Raw genomic sequence first — 18,253 nt, forward strand, 5'->3', positions numbered from 1 at the left:
ACCGGTCGGGCACTGGGTTGCACACGAGTCTAGAGCATGGGACTCGGTCGCATGTCAGGTGGAACTCAGTCGCCAATCACGCGTCGTCGACACATGGCGCTGGCGGATGCCGACCACGGCGCTAGACTTCACCTCGATGTTCTACTGGCTGATGAAGTACGTGGCGATCGGCCCTGTGGTCAAAGCAATATTCCGACCATGGGTGGTCGGGCGCGCGAACATTCCGGCCAACGGCGCCGCGATCCTCGCCAGCAACCACCTGTCGTTCGCCGACTCGATCTTCCTTCCGCTGATGATCGACCGCCCCATGTCGTTCCTTGCGAAGAGCGACTACTTCACCGGGCGCGGGATCAAGGGCTGGGCCACCAAGTTCTTCATGAAGGCCACAGGGCAGATCCCGATCGACCGTTCCGGCGGCAAGGCCTCGGAAGCCTCTCTGAACACCGGCCTGCAGGTGCTCGGCAGAGGAGACCTGCTCGGCATCTACCCTGAGGGCACGCGAAGCCCTGACGGGAGGCTCTATCGGGGCCGCACCGGGATCGCGCGGATGGCCATGGAGGCGAAGGTCCCCGTGGTTCCGGTGATCATGGTGGACACCGACACTGCGATGCCGATCGGGCAGCGGCTGCCGCGCGTGGTGAGGGTCGGGATCGTCATCGGCGAGCCCCTCGACTTCTCCCGGTATGCGGGCATGGAGAACGACCGTTACATCCTGCGGTCCGTCACGGACGAGATCATGGTCGCCCTTCAGAGACTGGGCGAGCAGCAGTACGACGACGTGTACGCGTCGAGCGTGAAGGACAGGCTTCCGGCCCGCGTCACACAGCGCTCCTGAGGCATCCCGACTTCGCCGCGAGCACTAGGCTGGACACCATGCTCCAGCACCACATCGACGCGCTTGATGCGTGGCGTTCGCTCCCGATCAAGCAGCAGCCCCAGTGGCTCGACGCCGAGCGTGTCTCCGAGGTCTCCGCGCAGATCTCGACGCTTCCGCCCCTGGTGTTCGCAGGTGAGGTAGACAACCTCCGCGATCGTCTCGCGCGCGCAGCGTCCGGCAAGGCGTTCCTCCTTCAGGGCGGCGACTGCGCAGAGACGTTCGCGGGCGCCACCGCCGATCAGATCCGCAACCGCATCAAGACCGTCCTGCAGATGGCGGTCGTGCTGACGTATGGCGCTTCGATGCCCATCGTGAAGATGGGTCGCATGGCGGGCCAGTTCGCCAAGCCGCGGTCGAGCGACACCGAGACCCGCGGCGACGTGACGCTTCCCGCATACCGTGGCGACATCGTGAACGGCTACGACTTCACCGAGGCGTCTCGGCGAGCCGATCCGGGTCGTCTGCTTCAGGGCTACCACACTGCCGCATCGACGCTGAACCTGATCCGTGCGTTCACCCAGGGTGGGTTCGCCGACCTGCGCGAGGTGCACTCGTGGAACAAGGGCTTCGCGCAGAACCCGGCCAACCAGCGCTACGAGCGGATGGCTGCCGAGATCGATCGCGCCATCAAGTTCATGGAGGCGGCCGGCGCCGACTTCGACGAGCTCACCCGCGTCGAGTTCTTCACGGGCCACGAGGGCCTGCTGATGGACTACGAGCGTCCGATGACCCGCATCGACTCCCGCACGGACACGCCGTTCAACACCTCGGCGCACTTCCTGTGGATCGGTGAGCGCACCCGCGAGCTCGACGGGGCGCACGTCGACTACTTCTCGAAGATTCGCAACCCCATCGGTGTCAAGCTCGGTCCGACCACGACCCCCGAGACCGCGCTCGCCCTGATCGACAAGCTCGATCCGAACCGTGAGCCGGGACGTCTGACGTTCATCACGCGCATGGGTGCGGGCAAGATCCGTGACGCGCTGCCGCCGCTGCTCGAAGCCGTCCGCGATTCGGGCGCGCAGCCGCTGTGGGTCACTGACCCGATGCACGGCAACGGGATCACGACCCCCACCGGATACAAGACGCGTCGTTTCGACGACGTCGTCGACGAGGTCCGCGGATTCTTCGAGGCGCACCGCGCCGTGGGCACGTTCCCGGGCGGAATCCACGTCGAGCTCACCGGCGATGACGTCACCGAATGCCTCGGCGGTTCGGAGCACATCGACGAGGCCGCCCTGGCGACTCGCTACGAGAGCCTGTGCGACCCTCGCCTCAACCACATGCAGTCGCTCGAGCTGGCCTTCCTCGTCGCGGAAGAGCTCGAGAAGCGCTGACCGCGAGCCTCACGAGAAGACAGCCCCCTCCGCGCACGGAGGGGGCTGTCTTTCTGTCAAGCAGCAGGATGCGGGACGGGGCTGGTCGAGTGGACCAGAGGGGCCTCGACGGGTGTCGCCCTAGAACGCGCTGCTCTTGATCTGCAGAGTGATCTCCGTGCCCTTCGCGCGCTGGGAGCCTGCTCCCGGATCTGACCCGGTGACCTCGGTGAAGTCATTGGGGAACGCGTTCCAGATCCCGTTCCAGGTCGGTTCGAAACCCGCATCGCGGATCGTCTGGGCAGCTTCGTCCCGACTCATCCCCTCGACATCCGGCACCGGGAACAGCTCGGGTCCCTTGGAGACGATCAGCTGGACGGTGTCGCCGGGGCGTCGATTCCCCTCCTCGGCACGGTCGGTGACACCGATGACGAGGTCCTTCGCGACAGAACCGCTGAAGACGAACTGCGAGTCCGGGTTGACCTCGACACCCTTGTCGCGGAGAGTGCTCGTCGCCTGATCCACGCTCATTCCCGCGACGTCGGGGAAGGTGCCGGCCGAGACATAGAGTTCGACGGTGTCGTCCTCGAGCAGCTCGCAGCCCTCGGCGCACGCGTACACCTCGCCGCCATCACGAGGTGTCACGAAGGCGTTGATCACCCGCCCCGCCTCGGCATCGGAGAAGAGCAGCAGGGGAGTGTCTGTGACGTTGACCTTGATGTCCGCGAGGTAGTCGCGGGCCTCCTGCTCGGTCTTGCCGTTCAGGGTCTCCGCCGTGTGCGACGCGGGGCCGGAGGAGACGAAGACCGTGATCTCGGTGCCCTTGTCGAGCCGCTCGCCCTCCTCGGGATCCGTCCGGATCGTCTCACCGCTGGCGATATCGATGGAGCTCTCCTCGCCGCGCACAGGCATGAAGCCCTCGGCGGTCAACGCCGCCGCGGCATCGTCGTACGACAGGCCGGCGACTCCGGGCACGGCGACGAGGGACCCTGGGCCGGATCCGAACCACCACCCGACACCGCCGGCCACCGTCGCGAGGAGCAGCACCAGCGTCAGCAGGAACGCTCCCCGTGCGCGGCGTCGCGACGACCGGCGCCGCAGCAGCGTGGCGTTGTCGACGGCGGCCTGCACCGGGGCGGTGGGATCGGCGATGACCATCGTGCTCGGCATGACCTTGGTGAGATCTGCGGAGTCGGCTTGGGAGCGCTGGGAGGCTGTCGCGGCGGCGACGGCGGGGGCGATGCCCAGACCGCGCTCGATCTCGCGCAGGCGCTCGAGCATCTGACCGGCGTCGTCAGGGCGCTCGTCGGGCGACTTCTCCGTCGCCCAGAGCACGAGCTCGTCGAGCTGCTCCGGCACGCCGGGGTTCCGCACACTCGGACGCGGCACCGACTCGGTGGCGTGCTGGAAGGCGATCTGCATGGGCTGCTCGCCCTTATAGGGCTGTTCGCCGACGAGCATCTCGTAGAGCATGATGCCGAGCGCGTAGATGTCGCTCCTGGCGTCGGCCGTTCCGCGGGTGACGAGCTCGGGTGCGAGGTAGGCGATGGTGCCGAGCAGCTGCTGGCCGGTGGCCGTGTTCGCGGTCGTCGCGCGGGCGAGACCGAAGTCGCCGATCTTGATGCGGCCGTCTTCGGCCAGCAGGACGTTCTCCGGCTTCACATCGCGATGGACGATTCCCGCACGGTGCGCTGCCGAGAGCCCGGCGAGGACGGCATCCATGATGGTGATGGTCTGCGGGATCGTGAGCCGCTTCTGCTCGCGCAGGAGCTCGCGCAGCGTGATGCCCGGCAGATACTCCATCACCAGATAGGCGAGTTCGCCGTCTTGGCCCTGGTCGAAGACATTGACGACGTGCGGGTCGGCCAGCCGTGCCGCTGCGCGTGCCTCCTGGATGAATCTGCTCTGGAAGGCGGAGTCGTCGCTCAGATGGGCGTGCATGACCTTCAGGGCGATGCGTCGCTCGAGCCGCAGATCGGTCGCGACGTAGACGGTCGCCATGCCTCCGCGCGCGATCCGGGCGCGCACCCGGTACCGACCGTCGACAAGCCGCCCGATGAGGGGGTCGGCCTGCTGATTGGTCGTCACGTCAAGATTCTATGGAGAACTGCCTGAAAGCCCGGGGAGCGGCTCGCCCCTTGCGCCTGCGGGTTTGCCCGGAAGCCGGTCAACCGTGGACGCTGAGCCACTGAAATGCCTGAGTCTCCCACTGGCCGTATCGCTCGGGATAGGCCGAGATCTGCACCGCCTGTGCCGCATCCGCGAATCGCAGACTCTCCCATCCGGAGATGTCGAGAAGCCCCCGCGACGCGTTTCCGTTCGGGTCGGCAGCGCCGCCGTAGAAGACCCTCGTGCTGCGGTCGGCGTCGACCGCCTGCTCGGGAGATCCCCAGCCCATGCTGGGGCGCTGCTGGAAGAGACCTAGTGAATCGCGGTCGCCCCACGAGAGATTGCGCAGGCTGGATTCCACCATCGCCGTGGCGAGTGCGATCGCGATGGCGCGGTCGGGCACACCGAGATCGCGACCGATACGGATGATGGTCGAGGCGTTGCCCGCCTGCTCGGCGTCGAGGGTGGCGAACAGCTGGGCCGGTGGCGCGGTGACGACCACGGCGGGTGCCGGTGCGGCGACCGGCGCTGCGGCGACGGTCAGGGTCTGACCAGGGTAGATGATCGCTCCCGACGCCAGGCCGTTCATGGCGTAGAGCTGAGCGACGGTCGTGCCGTACTTCTTCGCGATCGCGAACAGGGTGTCGCCTGCCGCCACGGCGTGCGTCTGGCCGCCAGCTGCCACGGGAGCGGGCGCGGTGACGGCCACCGCCACGGGCGAGGGAGCGGAACCCGAAGCGCCGGAGAGCAGCAGCTGCTGACCGGGGTAGATGACGGATGCCCGAGTGAGGCCGTTCGCCGCGAGCACGGCGTCGACGCTGGTGCCGTGCCGCTGCGCGATGCTGAACACGGTGTCGCCCGCGGCGACGGTGTGCGTGGCGGTCGAGTCCGTCGCGGCCTGCGCCGGCGGCGCCGTCGGAGCGGCGCCCGCTGTCAGCGACAGGGTCTGACCCGGGTAGATGACGGAACGCCAACTCAGTCCGTTCCATGCGAGCACGTCGACCGTCCGCAGCCCGAACCTGTTGGCGATGGATGTGATCGTGTCGCCAGGCTGCACGACGTAGGCGGCGGGGGGAGCTTCGGCCGACGCGATGCGCGTGGGGGCCGACTGGAGTCGCTCGACCGGCCCCGAGACCGCGTCCGCAGAGGCGGGGGTGACGGCGATCGCCCCCGAAAGCGTGCCCAGCACGGCGGCGGGCACCCCGAGCTGGATGAAGCGCGTTCGTCGCGCGACAGTGTGCGTGGTCAAGGTGGTCTCCCTTGTTCGACGTCCGCCCACGCTGACACGTATGTAAACGGAAGTCAACAGAAGTGACTGGTGTTGCTGATGAGACGAATGAAAACTCGGTCACGCTCCGGCCGACATGCGGTCGGCACTCAGAGGTGAGATAGTTGCACTGTGTCTGTGTCGTCTGAAAGCAATCCCTCCGAAACTCCGCAGTCGGAGAACGCCGTGAGCATCCCCGGCGTCACCGCCACCGAGTGGCTGACCATGCCCGATCTCGTGGACGTCCTCGATGAGACGCTGGGCCGCGTGCGTCGACTGATCGACGAGCACTACCTCGTCGGCTCGCGTCGTTCCGGCGTGTTCGCGGTTCCGTCGGTGTTCATCGTCGACGACCACCCGCTGTCCTCGCTGCGCGGCACCATCATCGTCCTCCAGGACGCGGGCTTCACTGATGACGAGGTCATCGACTGGCTCCTTGCCCCCGACGAGGAACTGGGTCGCTCGCCGATCGACGCGCTGCTCGCCGGACACAAGAGCGCTGTCCGCCGGGTCGCCCGAACCCTCGCCTGAGCCACGCGGTCACGACTGCTCGGTCCTACCGATCTCAGGCTGACCGCACCGTCGCCGCGCGTGCGAGATCACGCAGGTCTCCGACGGCCGCGTTGTCGAGTCGCGCCCCGGAGAGCGCTCGATCGGCTTCTCGTGCGTACTCGTCGATCATTCGCTCCACGCGCTCGAGAGCGCCGGACGCCGTGATCGTCGCCTGCAGGAACGCGACCTGCTCGCTCGTGAGCTCAGGGTCGCCGAGCATCTCATCGAACAGGTTCCGAGCTGACGTGTCGAGCGTCTGCCTCGTGAGGGCCACGAGCACCGTGCGCTTGCCCTCGCGCAGGTCGTCGCCCGCCGGCTTGCCCGTGACCGTGGCATCGCCGTAGACGCCGAGCAGGTCATCGCGGAGCTGGAACGCCATCCCGACCGGATGGCCGAATCGGCGCAATGCCAGCAGCTGGTCGTCGTCGCCATCGGCGATCGCGGCGCCGAGCACCAGCGGCTGCTCGATGCTGTATCGCGCGGACTTGAGCGAGACCACACGAAGGGCACGCTCGACGTGCGAGTCGGTGGCGTGGACGCTCCATGCGGATTCCTCGGCGATGTCGAGGAACTGACCCACGGTGACGTCTCTGCGCATGCGTCCGTATTGGCGGCGGACCGCCGAGGCATGGGGGAGCGGTTCGATCGCGTCCTCGAGGAGGTCGTCGCTCCAGGCCACCAGCAGATCGCCGAGGAGGATCGCCGATGAGCGGCCGAACGCCGCCGGGTCCCCGCGCCAACCGGCTCCGACATGAGCGCTCTCCAGTGCGCGGTGCGCGGCCGGCCGCCCGCGTCGCGTGTCGGAGTTGTCGATCAGGTCGTCGTGCACGAGCGCCGCGGACTGGAAGATCTCCAGCGCTGCGCAGACGTCCCAGAGGGTGGTGGACTCCGCGGCGTCGCGATCGCGGACGCGAGCGACGGCCTGCCAGCCCGCGTGGCAGAAACGGGCACGCAGTCGCTTGCCGCCCACGAGCGTGTCGGCGGCCGAATCGATCAGGCCCTCGGCGTCAGGGCCGTAGTCGGCCGACTCGCCTCTCATCCGGTCGAGGAACAGCCGCAGGCGTGCGGCGACAGCGTCGGAGACGAATGAGGGGGACGGCACGACTCCCAGCATACGTAAAGCCAACGGAGGCCCTTGCTGCTAGCCCACAGCGGCATACCGCGCGTAGAATGGACGAACGAATACCCGAGGGGGACGAAATGCCACTCTCCGAACAGGAGCAGCGTCTGCTCGACGAGATGGAACGCCATCTCCTCCACAACGACGCCGATGTCGTCAGTGCGCCGTCAGGCGATCGAGCTCTCAGCTACCGCAACCTGGTCTACGGAGCCCTTCTGCTCCTCGCCGGAGTGGGCGGCCTCATCGTCGGAGTCGTGCTCGGAGATGTCTGGGGCGTCGTGGTCGGCGTCATCGGATTCGCCGCCATGCTCGGTGGTGTCATGATCGCCGTGACCCCCGTCCGCAAGCCGCTCTCCGCGGTCCCTCGTGAACGAGCGCCCAAGCAGCGGAGTTCGGCCTCCTTCATGGATCGCATGAACGATCGATGGGATCGCCGCCAAGACGGCAACTGACCACCACTTCCTCGAAGGCCCGGATGCTCTGAGCATCCGGGCCTTCGTCGTGTCCGGACACTGAATCGCGGCACGACTGCGCGCTGATGGCGGTCCGCTGATCCCGCGTTGATCCTCCACTCGTGCTCCACCGCCCTCCACTCCGAGAAGCCGCGTAATCATGCGGTTCATTCGCACGCCGTGGCGCCTGCCTGCCGCCTGAGCGCGGATTGATCGTAGGTTTGTGGAGGAAAGTGGAGTAAAGTGGGGCGCACCTCGAGTTGGCCGGACGGAGAGGGGGTGATGGCTGATGTTGCTGGGAACGCATTCTCCGAAGTTGGACGACAAGGGACGGGTCATCCTTCCCGCGAAGTTCCGCGAAGACCTCGGTGGCGGCATCGTCGTCACCCGAGGGCAGGAACGCTGCCTCTACGTCTTCAGCACGGCCGAGTTCGAGGCGATGCACGAGCGGATCCGTCAGGCGCCGCTCGCCAACAAGCAGGCGCGTGACTTCATGCGACTGTTCCTCTCCGGTGCGAGTGCGGAGATGCCAGACAGCCAGAACCGCATAACCATCCCCGTGCACCTTCGTCAGTACGCGGGCCTGCAGAAGGAACTCATCGTCACCGGAGTCGGCGCCCACGCCGAGATCTGGGATGCCGAGAGCTGGAACAGCTACCTCGCAGCCGGCGAGGAGACCTACTCCGATCTCGAGCAGGAGGTGATTCCGGGACTCTTCTGACCACGGCTGTGATGCCCCGCCGCTCCCGCCCCGACACACTTCCCCGGTGCCGGGTCGTGAAGCGGAGGGGGATCAGGGCCCTGGTCACCGACATACAGAGGTCACCCGAGAAAGATCATGAACCTCCGCGACATCCACACCCCCGTTCTGCTCGACCGCTGCGTCGAGCTCCTCGCTCCCGCCCTTCAGGCCGACGGAGCGGTGCTCGTCGATGCCACCCTCGGCATGGGCGGTCACTCCGAGGCACTGCTCGAACGTTTCCCCCACATCCGCCTGGTCGGACTCGATCGCGACACCGACGCCCTGCGCATCGCGGGGGAGCGGCTGGCCCGCTTCGCCGACCGGATCACGCTCGTGCACACCGTCTACGACGAGATCGGGCTGCACGCCCAGGGCGCGGCCGGCATCCTCTTCGATCTCGGCGTCTCCTCGCTGCAGCTCGACGAGGCGGATCGCGGCTTCGCATACTCCAAGGACGCCCCGCTCGACATGCGGATGGATCAGACGAAGGGCGTCACGGCCGCCGAGGTCATCGCGACCTACAACGAGGGCAACCTGCGTCGCATCTTCGAGCGCTACGGCGAGGAGAAGCTCGCCGGCCGCTATGCGCGGTTCATCATCGCCGCGCGCGAGAAGAAGCCGATCACGCGATCCGGTGAACTCGTCGAGATACTGCAAGCGGCCACGCCTGCGGCGGCTCAGCGTGCCGGACACCCGGCCAAGCGCGTCTTCCAGGCTCTGCGCATCGAGGTGAATGCCGAGCTCAACGTCCTGGCGGACGCCATCCCGTCGGCCATGGACGCCCTCGCCGTCGGCGGGCGCATCGTGGTCATGTCCTACCAGTCCCTCGAGGATCGACTCGTGAAGCAGGCCTTCGCCGCAGGTGCAGCTTCCACCGCACCGAGGGGCCTGCCCGTCGAGCTGCCGGAGCACGCGCCGCGATTCCGCATCATCACCAAGGGAGCGGAGCTCGCCGACGACGACGAGCGTGCGCGCAACCCCCGCGCCATTCCGGTCAGACTGCGTGCCGCAGAGAAAGTGCGGGAGACCTCATGAGCCTGAACGTCGCAGCTCCGAAACCCCGCGCACTGCCCGACGCGCCCGCGCGTGCTCCGCGCCGGCGTCTCGAGCCCGTCACGGGCACCCCCGTCCGCCGCAAGCCGAAGCTCGCCTACGCGATCGCGGCATTGGCCGGGGCGATGATCATCGGAGCCGTGCAGATCGGACTCTCGCTGGCGATCACGCAGGACTCCTTCGTACTGGCAGGTCTGTCTGCGCAGCAGCACGAGCTCGACCTGCACGCCAACGCCCTGCAGGAGGACCTCACCGGGATGAGCTCGCCTCAGTCGCTCGCCACCAGCGCCGCATCCCTCGGCATGGTCGTGGCAGGGGCTCCGTCCTATCTTCGACTGAGCGACGGCGCCGTCTTCGGTCAGGGCACCGGCGCGACAGGATCGTCGACGATCGATCCGAACGGCGCCGGCGCCGTGAGCAACTCCCTGCTGAACGATGTGCCCGTCAACGCCTCGACGGCAGACGACGCCGTGCCTGAAGGAACGGCGGGTCAATCCGCGCAGGAGCTGCCGCCTGCGATCACCGACGGGCTTCCGAGCCCCAGCACCCGCTAGTCGAATCCGCCCACCACCGAGACCTGACGGAGAGAGTCCATGACGACACGAGCAACCCGGACGCCCCGGCGACGCACGGTCGTCGCGCTCGCGGTCATCCTGGCGATCCTGGCGGCGTTCGTCGTTCGTCTCGTCGACATCCAGGTGGTCAAGGCAGACGAGCACGTCGCCCAGTCGCTCGAGTTCATCGCGCATCGCACCTCCATTCCGGGCGAGCGCGGATCGGTCGTGGACAGCGAGGGATCGGTGCTCGCCGAGAGCGTCATGGTCTACGACGCGCAGCTCAGCCCCCAGGTCATCCGCCTGCTGGAGGAGGACGAGAAGAACCCTCCGAAGCTCCCGTGGGCCGAGGCGTCGACCCGCATCGCCGAGATCATGGGCCTGGATGCAGACGAGCTGCGGGCGGAGGTCGCGGCCAAGCTCGCCGAGAACCCCGACTCGCAGTACCTCCCGCTGGTCAAGGGCCTCAGCACCGAGAAGTACATCGAACTCCGTGAACTCAAGGTGTCGTCCTACCTCGAGATGAAGCCGCGCGAGGTCAGGGTCTACCCGAACGGGGCCGTCGCAGGAAACCTGCTCGGTTACCTCGACGGAACGGGCACCGCGCAGACCGGCATCGAGAAGATGGACGAGAAGTGCCTCGCTCCCACCGACGGCGAGGAGTCCTACCGCACCGGCAAGAACAGCGTCGTCATCCCCGGCAGCGAGAGCAGAGTGGATGCGGTCGACGGCGGCACCGTGCAGCTGACCGTCAACAGCGATCTGCAGTGGTACATGCAGCAGATGATCGCCGAGGAGGCGCAGGCCCAGGGTGCCAAGGGCGGCACCGTCACGGTCGTCGAGGTCGGCACCGGCAAGATCCGCGCCGCGGCGGAATGGCCGACGATGGACCCCAACGATCTCGACGCATCGTCGCCCGAGACCTGGACGAGCAAGCTCTTCACCTATCCGTTCGAGCCGGGGTCGACGTTCAAGGCGGTGACCGCCGCGGCAATCATGGAGAACGCCGGCGTGACCATGACGAGTCCGACCGTGTCAGCGTCGTCGCATGAGAAGTTCGACAACGGCGCCGTCATCAACGACGCGTTCGTCCACCCGACCTTCCAGTACACCCTCGCCGGCGCACTCATCGACTCCTCGAACGTCGCGCTGTCGAAGTTCGGCACCATGGTGAGTCCTGACATCCGGCACGACTACCTCGAGCGCTTCGGAGTGGGCGACACGACGATCGGCTTCCCCAACGAGACGTCCGGGGAGATCCACCCCACGAGCGAATGGGACAACCAGTCGCTGTACACCACCACGTTCGGCCAGTACTTCACGGTCACCGCTCCCCAGCTCGCCGGCGCCTACCAGGCCATCGCGAACGGGGGCGAGAAGATCGGCCTCTCGCTGGTCGAGTCCTGCACGGCACCTGACGGCACCGTCGTCACGCCCGAGGCGCCGGAGTCGGAGCAGATCGTCAAGCCCGAGACCGCGGCCGACCTCACGCGGATGCTCGAGAACGTCGCGGTCCAGGGCGGCAACGCCGACCGCATCCAGGTTCCCGGCTACCGGGTGACCAGCAAGACCGGTACCGCGCAGATCCCGGATGGCAACGGCGGATACAAGTCGGGCGTCTACTACACGAGCATGGTGGGCTTCGCTCCCGTCGACGATCCTCAGTACGTCGTGGTGGTGACTCTCGACGAGCCGACTAGAGTTACATCGTCTGCTGCTACCGCCTCGGCCTTCCAGAAGGCGATGACCCAGACCATGAAGACCTACCGCGTGATGCCGTCCTCCAGCCCGATGGACGCACTGCTTCCCAAGTTCGAATAGACGGCGCCCCGCCGCGCCTGGAGACGTCATGATCGCCCTGTCGCTTGCTGAGATCGCCGCCGTCATCGGGGGTGATCTCCGCCTCGCCGGTTCTTCCACCGCCGACACCGTCGTCGACGGCGTCGTCGACACAGACTCGCGCAACATGGTGCCCGGATCCGTCTTCGTCGCGAAGCCGGGAGCCGAGACGGACGGCCATCGGTTCGTCGGCTCGGCTCTGGCCGCCGGTGCCGCCCTCGCGATCGTCGAGCACGTGGTCGACGACGAGATCACGCAGATCGTCGTTCCCGACGTCATCGTCGCCCTCGCCGACCTCGCCCGCGAGGTCGTGGCACGCGTGCGAGCTGCGGGCGACCTCAAGATCGTCGGGATCACCGGATCGAACGGCAAGACGACGACGAAGAACTTCCTCGCCCGCATCCTCGCCGACGAGGGCGATACCGTCGCGCCCATCAACTCGTACAACAACGAGGTCGGCGCACCGGTCACCATGCTGCGGGTCACGTACGACACGAGGTTCCTGGTCAGCGAGTTCGGGGCGGATGCGCCAGGGAGCATCGCCCGCCTCGCCGGACTCGTCGAGCCCGACGTCGCGGTCGTGCTGATGGTCGGCATGGCCCACGCCGGCGGGTTCGGCGGCATCGAGGCGACGGCCAAGGCGAAGTCCGAGCTCGTGGCCGCTGCGAGGTCGACAGGAACAGCCGTGCTGAACGTCGACGACTCCCGTGTCGCGGCCATGGCCGAGCTCGCGCAGTCGCGGGGCATGCGGGTCGTCAGCTTCGGGCAGGGCGCCGCGGCAGACGTGCAGGCCCACGACCTCGAGGTCACCGCGTCCGGCACCTCGTGCGTGATCGAGACGGCGGGGGAGAGCCTGCCCCTTCGTCTGCAGGTGCTCGGGGCGCACCACATCGGCAATGCGCTGGCGGCCATCGCCGCCGCGGGGGTCCTGGGCGTGTCGGCGTCCGACGCCATCGCGCGTCTCGAGACGGTCGAGATCGCGGAGCGCTGGCGCATGCAGCCGATGGGCAGCGACCGGGTGCGCATCATCAACGACGCCTACAACGCCAGCCCCGACTCGATGTCGGCGGCGCTGCGGACTCTCGCTCAGATCACCGGCCCGGGTGAGCGGACCGTCGCGGTGCTCGGCGCCATGAGCGAGCTCGGCGAGACCGCCGGTGAGGAGCACGACCGGATCGGACTGCTCGCCGTGCGGCTGAACATCCAGCGGATCGTCGTCGTGGGCCCTGAGGCCCGCAGGCTCTACATCTCTGCCATCGGCGAAGGCTCGTGGGACAGCGAGGCCATCTTCTTCCCCGACCAGGACGCAGCGTTCGACTACCTGCGCACCGAACTCCGAGACGGCGACCGCGTGCTCGTGAAATCCTCCAATTCCGTAGGCCTCCGGCACCTCGGCGATCGTCTGGGAGAATTGTTCTCGTGAGATCTCTCATCATGGCGGCTGCCATCTCGCTCGCCTTCACACTCTTTCTGACTCCCGTCTTCCTCCGGCTCTTCCGGAAGTGGGGCTGGGGCCAGGTCATCCGCACGCCCGAGGCGATCGAGAACCCGAACCACGAGGCGAAGCGCGGAACGCCCACCATGGGCGGTGTGATCTTCATCGTCGGCACCATGGTCGGCTACTTCACCGGCACTTACGTCGGCGGGGGCACCCCTGCGCTGTCCGCGCTCCTCGTCATCTGGCTGATGGTGGGCTTCGGAGCCGTCGGGTTCATCGACGACTACATGAAGGTGCGCAGCCAGCGCAGTCTCGGGCTCTCGGGCTGGCGCAAGATCATCGGTCAGCTCATCGTGATCATCCCGTTCGGGATCGTCGCCCTGAACTTCCCGAACGCGTTCGATCAGACCCCGGCATCCGGTTCGATCTCGCTCTTCCGCGACATCCCCTGGTTGAACCTCTTCGCCTTCACCGCGATCCTCGGGTGGGCGCTGTATCTGCTGTGGATCTCCGTCATCGGAGTGGCGACGTCGAACAGCGTCAATCTGACGGACGGACTCGACGGTCTCGCGGCCGGCGCGGGGGTCATCGTCGTCGGTGCGTACAGCCTGATCGCCTTCTGGCAGTTCAAGCAGTCGTGCGTCGGTGAAGGCGTCGAGACGGCGGCACTGGGCGGATGCTACGAGGTCCGCGACCCGTTCAGCCTGGCGATAATCGCCGCCTCGTTCGCCGCGAGCCTGATCGGTTTCCTCTGGTGGAACGCGCCCAAGGCGAAGGTCTTCATGGGCGATGTCGGCTCCATGGCGATCGGCGGCGTCATCACTGCGATGGCGATCCTCACACGCACCGAACTGCTGCTCTTCGTGATCGCCGGCGTCTTCGTCCTCGCCTCGGGGTCTGTGATCCTGCAGCGCGCCTACTTCAAGATCACCCGCGGCAAGCGACTGTTCCTGATGAGCCCCTTCCACCACCATCTCGAGATGCGAGGGTGGTCCGAGGTGACGATCGTGGTCCGCATGTGGATCATCGCCGGACTCCTCGCCATCTCGGCGGTCGGTCTGTTCTACGTGGAGTGGCTGACGCGTGTCGACTGAGACGAGGCTCGCGACGCTCACGAGCTGGAACTCCGACTGGTCGGATCTGCGAGTGGCCGTTCTCGGGCTCTCCATGACCGGCTTCTCGGCGGCGGACACGCTCACCGAACTCGGCGCGGACGTGCTGGTCCTGGCCGAATCGGCCGAGGAGGAGTACGCCAAGCTCCTGCCGGTGATCGGCGCCCGGCTCGAACTCGGTCCTCTCGATCGGGTCCCCGAGGTCCTGACCGATTTCGCGCCGGAGGTCGTCATCGCGTCTCCGGGTTTCGCTCCCTCGCACACCGTCATCCGCTGGGCTCAGGAATCCGGCATCGCGCTATGGGGCGACATCGAGCTCGCCTGGCGCGTGCGTGACAAGACGCCGCGCCCCGATGGCACACCTGCCGACTGGGTGCTCATCACGGGCACCAACGGCAAGACGACCACGACGCAGCTGACCGCCTCATTGCTGGTCGAAGGGGGTCTGCGCGCAGCGCCCTGCGGCAACATCGGAGTGCCGGTGCTCGATGCGGTGCGCGACCCGGCGGGATTCGATGTTCTCGTCGTCGAACTCTCGAGCCATCAGCTCTGGTACCTCGGGCTCTCCCAGGCCGAAGGCGAGCTGTACCCGCACGCCTCGGTGTGCCTCAACCTCGCGGACGACCACCTGGTGTGGCACGGGAGCGCGCAGGCGTACCGTGACGCCAAAGCTCTCGTCTACCGCAACACCCGTGTCGCCTGCGTCTACAACAAGGCCGACGAAGCGACCAGGATCATGGTCGAGGAGGCCGAGGTCGTCGAGGGGGCGCGCGCGATCGGTTTCGATCTCGGCATCCCCGGTCCGAGCGACATCGGTGTCGTGGAGGGGCTGCTCGTCGATCGCGCGTTCCTCGACGACCGGGCCGGCAGCGCCCTCGAGCTCACGACCGTCGCCGACCTCCGGGAAGCCGGTCTCGCGGCGCCGCACATCGTGCAGAACATCCTGGCGGCGAGTGCACTCGCCCGCTCGCTGGGAGTCGAGCCCGAGGCCATCCACGCGGCACTGCAGTCGTTCCGGCTCGACGAGCATCGGATCCAGGTGGTCGCCCGACACGCCGGCATCACCTGGGTGGATGACTCCAAGGCGACGAACCCTCACGCAGCCGCCTCATCACTCCGCGCCTATCCCGGTGCGATCTGGGTCGTCGGCGGCGATCTCAAGGGCGTCGACATCGGCGATCTGGTCGCGACGGTCGGCACGACCGCTCGTGCGGCCGTGATCATCGGAGTCGAGCGCACGGCGGTCGTCGCGGCATTCGAGCGACACGCGCCGCAGGTGCCGGTGTTCGAGGTGGATGCTGGCGAGACTGGTCAGGTCATGAATCGCGTGGTGGAGATCGCCGCGGGGATCGTCGACGACGAGGGCACAGTCCTGCTGGCCCCCGCAGCGGCCTCCTTCGATCAGTTCTCCAGCTACGCGGATCGCGGACACCGCTTCGCCGAAGCGGTGCGGGACTGGATAGACCGGGGGAGCGCCGATGACGCAGGTCGAACGCCCCCACCGCTCTGAACCCGGCAGCACCGCCTCAGGGGGCCTCGCCGCGCGGGTGTCGCTCGGGCGTCGTTTCACCCCCGTCTCGACCGAATTCCTGATGATCGCATCGGCCGCGCTGATGCTGACGATCTTCGGTCTCGTGATGGTGCTCTCGGCGACGAGCGCGACCGCCGTGTCCAAGGGTGAGAACCCGATGGACGGCGCTCTGCGGCAGGGGATCTTCGCCGTGCTCGGCGTGCCGCTGATGTTCCTGATCTCTCGCCTTCCGATCGCGTTCCTCAAGCGCATGGCATGGCCGGCGCTGTTCGGATCCATCGCTCTGCAGCTCCTCGTCTTCACGCCGCTCGGTATCGAGGACGGCGGAAACCGCAACTGGATCATGATCGCCGGGTTCACCCTGCAGCCGTCGGAGTTCCTCAAGCTCGCCCTCGCGCTGTGGATCGGCTACGTCCTGCTGCGCAAGCAGACGATGCTCGGCACCTGGCACCAGGTCTTCATCCCGGTCGTGCCTGTCGGAGCACTCGCGATCGGGACGGTCATCGCGGGCAAGGACCTGGGCACCGCGATGGTGCTGGTCATCATCCTGCTCGGGTGCCTCTTCTTCTCGGGGGTGAAGCTCCGGCTGTTCATCCTGCCCGTGCTGCTCGGCGTCGTCGCCGTCATCGCCCTGGCCGTCACCAGCCCTGACCGCATGCGCCGCATCACGGCGACGTGCTCCGACATGTCGGCGTACACAGGCGACTGCTACCAGTCGATCCATGGGATCTGGGGCATGGCGTCGGGCGGCATCTTCGGCGTGGGGCTGGGCAACTCGCAGGAGAAATACGGCTGGCTTCCCGCCGCCGGCAACGACTTCATCTTCGCGATCGTCGGTGAAGAGCTCGGGCTGATCGGCTGCATCGTCGTGCTGGCACTGTTCACGCTCTTCACCGTCGGCGCCTTCCACATCATCCGCAAGACCGCAGACCCGTTCATCCGCGTCGCGGCCGGTGGCATCACCGTGTGGATCACCGGGCAGGCCGTCTTCAACATCGGCGTCGTGATCGGGCTGTTCCCCGTCATGGGTGTTCCGCTGCCCTTCATGTCACAGGGCGGCACTGCGCTTCTGGCTGTTCTCATCGCCTGCGGAGTGCTGCTGTCGTTCGCCCGCACCGTTCCCGTCGCCGAGGGACGTTCGGCTGGACGGGCCGCTTCAGCAGGGCGGGGTAAGGTCACACGGTGACCACGTACCTTCTCGCCGGCGGTGGAACCGCCGGTCACGTCAACCCCCTGCTCGCCGTCGCCGATGCGCTGCGCGCCCGCGACGCGGATGCGACCGTGCTGGTGCTCGGCACGGCCGAGGGGCTCGAGTCCCGTCTGGTCCCCGCGCGCGGATATGAGCTGCTCGTCGTCGACAAGGTGCCCTTCCCGCGGCGGCCCGATCGGCAGGCCGCGCTCTTCCCGGCGAAGTTCCGCCGCGCCGTCGCGCAGGTGCGCGATCACATCCGCGCCCACGACGTCGATGTCGTCGTGGGCTTCGGCGGCTACGCCTCCGCACCGGCCTACGTCGCAGCAGGCCGTGAGCGCGTGCCGTTCGTCGTGCACGAGGCCAACGCGAAGCCGGGCCTGGCGAACGTGCTCGGCGCGCGTCGAGCTGCGGCCACGGGCGTCGCCTTCGCCGGAACGCCACTGCGAGGCGGCGAGGTGGTGGGCATGCCGCTGCGACGAGAGGTCATCGAGCTCGACCGTGCGGCCGTGCGCGATGAAGCCGCCGCCAGCTTCGGGCTCGACCCCGCGCGCCCCGTCCTTCTGGTGTTCGGCGGCTCGCTCGGCGCTCAGCGGCTGAACGAGGCCATCGCCGACTCCTGGGGTGACATCCTGGCGGCCGGGTGGCAGCTGCTGCATGTCACGGGTGAGCGAAGCGATCTCGCTGACCCCGAGGTGCCCGGGTACGCGATGCGTCGTTATGTCGACCGGATGGATCTCGCGTTCGCCCTCGCCGACCTCATCGTCTCGCGATCGGGCGCCGCCACAGTGAGCGAGATCAGCGCGCTGGGGATCCCCGCGTTGTACGTGCCGTATTCGGTGGGCAACGGCGAGCAGCGACTGAACGCGGCGTCCGCCGTCGCCGCCGGCGCCGCGCGTCTCCTCGACGATGCCACCTTCGACGGCGATGCGGTGCGTCGCCTGGTGATCCCGGTGATGAAGGATCAGCAGCAGCTCGAAACCATGCAGGCGGCCGCCGTGCAGGTCGGCACCCGCAGCGGCACGGAGAATCTCATCGCCCTGGTGGATCGCGCGCTCAAGGCCTCCTGACGTCGACGCAGACACGGCTCCGCGACCACCTC

16 protein-coding genes are annotated in these 18,253 nt (G+C 67.5%); 13 read left to right on the plus strand and 3 right to left on the minus strand.

Annotation, left to right across the window (positions count from 1 at the left end):
* Positions 1-136 precede the first annotated feature (136 nt).
* Together ACIP5T_RS00360 and ACIP5T_RS00365 are read left to right on the plus strand one after the other, a co-directional pair.
* Positions 137-835: a lysophospholipid acyltransferase family protein gene (locus ACIP5T_RS00360; RefSeq protein WP_400859680.1), complete on the plus strand. Its 699-nt coding sequence runs from the start codon at positions 137-139 to the stop codon at positions 833-835.
* A 38-nt stretch (positions 836-873) separates the two neighbouring features.
* A complete protein-coding gene (locus tag ACIP5T_RS00365; RefSeq protein WP_042538465.1) occupies positions 874-2,214 on the plus strand; it encodes a class II 3-deoxy-7-phosphoheptulonate synthase in 1,341 nt (446 codons plus the stop codon).
* Positions 2,215-2,334: 120 nt separating this feature from the next.
* Here the strand turns inward: ACIP5T_RS00365 and pknB are convergent, their stop codons facing one another.
* Both pknB and ACIP5T_RS00375 read right to left on the minus strand, forming a co-directional pair.
* Positions 2,335-4,281, minus strand: a complete 1,947-nt coding sequence (gene pknB / locus ACIP5T_RS00370; RefSeq protein WP_400859681.1) for a Stk1 family PASTA domain-containing Ser/Thr kinase — start codon at positions 4,279-4,281, stop codon at positions 2,335-2,337.
* A 79-nt stretch (positions 4,282-4,360) separates the two neighbouring features.
* Positions 4,361-5,551 (minus strand): LysM peptidoglycan-binding domain-containing protein, encoded by a 1,191-nt coding sequence (locus ACIP5T_RS00375; protein WP_400859683.1) that lies wholly within the window; start codon positions 5,549-5,551, stop codon positions 4,361-4,363.
* 204 nt (positions 5,552-5,755) lie between these two features.
* Here ACIP5T_RS00375 and ACIP5T_RS00380 point away from each other — a divergent pair, with 204 nt between their 5' ends.
* Positions 5,756-6,100: an Rv2175c family DNA-binding protein gene (locus ACIP5T_RS00380; RefSeq protein WP_400859684.1), complete on the plus strand. Its 345-nt coding sequence runs from the start codon at positions 5,756-5,758 to the stop codon at positions 6,098-6,100.
* A 34-nt stretch (positions 6,101-6,134) separates the two neighbouring features.
* Here ACIP5T_RS00380 and ACIP5T_RS00385 read toward each other — a convergent pair whose 3' ends face one another.
* Complete coding sequence (locus ACIP5T_RS00385; protein ID WP_400859686.1) at positions 6,135-7,235, minus strand: polyprenyl synthetase family protein; 1,101 nt, start codon at positions 7,233-7,235, stop codon at positions 6,135-6,137.
* 86 nt (positions 7,236-7,321) lie between these two features.
* Between ACIP5T_RS00385 and ACIP5T_RS00390 the strand changes: the two genes are divergently transcribed.
* The 10 genes from ACIP5T_RS00390 to ACIP5T_RS00435 all read left to right on the plus strand — a co-directional run bounded on the left by ACIP5T_RS00390 (position 7,322) and on the right by ACIP5T_RS00435 (position 18,221).
* A complete protein-coding gene (locus ACIP5T_RS00390; protein WP_042538457.1) occupies positions 7,322-7,693 on the plus strand; it encodes a DUF3040 domain-containing protein in 372 nt (123 codons plus the stop codon).
* Positions 7,694-7,982: 289 nt separating this feature from the next.
* Positions 7,983-8,414, plus strand: a complete 432-nt coding sequence (gene mraZ / locus ACIP5T_RS00395; RefSeq protein ID WP_311259213.1) for a division/cell wall cluster transcriptional repressor MraZ — start codon at positions 7,983-7,985, stop codon at positions 8,412-8,414.
* Between the two features lie 117 nt (positions 8,415-8,531).
* Complete coding sequence (gene rsmH, locus ACIP5T_RS00400) at positions 8,532-9,470, plus strand: 16S rRNA (cytosine(1402)-N(4))-methyltransferase RsmH (protein ID WP_400859688.1); 939 nt, start codon at positions 8,532-8,534, stop codon at positions 9,468-9,470.
* A complete protein-coding gene (locus tag ACIP5T_RS00405) occupies positions 9,467-10,042 on the plus strand; it encodes a hypothetical protein (protein WP_400859690.1) in 576 nt (191 codons plus the stop codon). The genes rsmH and ACIP5T_RS00405 overlap by 4 nt, the downstream gene beginning before the upstream one ends.
* 39 nt (positions 10,043-10,081) lie before the next feature.
* Positions 10,082-11,863, plus strand: a complete 1,782-nt coding sequence (locus ACIP5T_RS00410; RefSeq protein ID WP_400859692.1) for a peptidoglycan D,D-transpeptidase FtsI family protein — start codon at positions 10,082-10,084, stop codon at positions 11,861-11,863.
* A gap of 28 nt (positions 11,864-11,891) precedes the next feature.
* Positions 11,892-13,304: a UDP-N-acetylmuramoyl-tripeptide--D-alanyl-D-alanine ligase gene (gene murF / locus ACIP5T_RS00415; protein WP_400859694.1), complete on the plus strand. Its 1,413-nt coding sequence runs from the start codon at positions 11,892-11,894 to the stop codon at positions 13,302-13,304.
* A complete protein-coding gene (gene mraY, locus ACIP5T_RS00420) occupies positions 13,301-14,413 on the plus strand; it encodes a phospho-N-acetylmuramoyl-pentapeptide-transferase (RefSeq protein ID WP_400859696.1) in 1,113 nt (370 codons plus the stop codon). The genes murF and mraY overlap by 4 nt, the downstream gene beginning before the upstream one ends.
* Positions 14,403-15,941: a UDP-N-acetylmuramoyl-L-alanine--D-glutamate ligase gene (gene murD / locus ACIP5T_RS00425; protein ID WP_400859697.1), complete on the plus strand. Its 1,539-nt coding sequence runs from the start codon at positions 14,403-14,405 to the stop codon at positions 15,939-15,941. Before mraY ends, murD begins: the two co-directional genes overlap by 11 nt.
* Positions 15,910-17,148, plus strand: coding sequence for a putative lipid II flippase FtsW (gene ftsW / locus ACIP5T_RS00430; protein WP_400859699.1), 1,239 nt, complete (start codon positions 15,910-15,912; stop codon positions 17,146-17,148). The genes murD and ftsW overlap by 32 nt, the downstream gene beginning before the upstream one ends.
* On the plus strand, positions 17,145-18,221 hold the full coding sequence (locus ACIP5T_RS00435; protein ID WP_400859701.1) for a UDP-N-acetylglucosamine--N-acetylmuramyl-(pentapeptide) pyrophosphoryl-undecaprenol N-acetylglucosamine transferase: 1,077 nt from the start codon (positions 17,145-17,147) through the stop codon (positions 18,219-18,221). Before ftsW ends, ACIP5T_RS00435 begins: the two co-directional genes overlap by 4 nt.
* The last annotated feature ends 32 nt before the right edge of the window (positions 18,222-18,253 follow it).

The organism is Microbacterium sp. NPDC088619 (genome assembly GCF_044752825.1).
In the GTDB taxonomy this organism is placed as follows: Bacteria; Actinomycetota; Actinomycetes; order Actinomycetales; family Microbacteriaceae; genus Microbacterium.